Source organism: Bradyrhizobium genomosp. III (genome assembly GCF_000261705.1).
In the GTDB taxonomy this organism is placed as follows: Bacteria; Pseudomonadota; Alphaproteobacteria; order Rhizobiales; family Xanthobacteraceae; genus Bradyrhizobium; species Bradyrhizobium ottawaense.
The window spans coordinates 1-1142 of the sequence record NZ_AJQF01000594.1 but is presented as its reverse complement, the minus strand read 5'-3'; the positions used below and the strand labels follow the sequence as shown (position 1 = coordinate 1142).

The window sequence follows — 1142 nt, the reverse complement described above, 5'->3', positions numbered from 1 at the left end:
CGGCATCTCGCGTCCGATGATCGCGATGTGCAAGGCGATGCGTGAGCTGGCCTCGGGCAATTTCGACGTGGTGCTGCCGGGTCTCGGCCGCAAGGACGAGATCGGCGAGATGGCCGGTGCGGTCGAGGAGTTCAAGGTTCAAGCCGTGGCAAAAGCCGAGCGCGATGCCGCTGCCAGCGAAGCCCAGAACAGGGAGGCGAGCGCTGCCCGCCGCTCCGAGCTGATCCGCTTTGCCGACGATTTCGAGAGCGCGGTCGGCGCCATCGTCTCCAACGTCTCGGCCTCGGCCGTGCAGCTGGAATCGGCGGCCTCCACGCTGACCCGCACCGCCGAGACCACCCAGAGCCTGTCGAGCCAGGTCGCCGGCGTCTCCGAGCAGGCGTCCTCCAACATGCAGTCGGTCGCCACCGCGACGGAAGAGCTCTCAGCCTCGGTCGAGGAGATCGGCCGCCAGGTCCGCGATTCCAGCCGGATTGCGGAAGCTGCCGTGGTCCAGGCCAAGGAGACCGACGGGCGCATCGGCAAGCTGTCGCATGCCGCCCAGCAGATCGGCGAGGTGGTCAAGCTGATTACGGCGATTGCCGAGCAGACCAATCTTCTCGCGCTCAACGCCACCATCGAGGCGGCACGCGCCGGTGAAGCCGGCCGCGGGTTCGCCGTGGTTGCCAGCGAAGTGAAGTCGCTGGCGAGCCAGACCGCGAAGGCGACGGACGAGATCTCCTCGCACATCACGGGCATGCAGGGCGCCACGGCCGAATCGGTAGCCGCGATCAAGGAGATCGGTGCGACCATCGGACAGATCTCGTCGATCTCGACCTCGATCGCCAGCGCGGTCGAGCAGCAGGGCGCGGCGACGCAGGAGATCGCGCGCAGCGTCCAGACCGTCGCGCAGGGTACCCAGACCGCAGCCACCGACATCGGCGAGGTCAACCGCGGCGCCGCCGAGACCGGCACGGCCTCCGAGGAAGTGCTGCACTCGGCCAAGACACTGTCATCCGAAAGCACCCGCCTGCGCGCCGAGCTCGACCGCTTCATGGGGAATATCCGGGCGGCGTAAGTTGCTTGGGTTCGTGCTGAGTTAGACGATCGGCTGTCACCCCACTCTCCGCTGTCGTCCCCGCGAAAGCGGGGAACCATAACCA

At 67.4% G+C, this 1142-nt stretch carries 1 protein-coding gene; it reads left to right on the top strand.

Annotated elements, in window-relative coordinates; all coding sequences use genetic code 11:
• The coding region (locus tag IC66_RS0142310; protein WP_038951385.1) for a methyl-accepting chemotaxis protein at positions 1-1057 on the top strand (1057 nt) is incomplete at its 5' end.
• Positions 1058-1142: the final 85 nt, after the last annotated feature.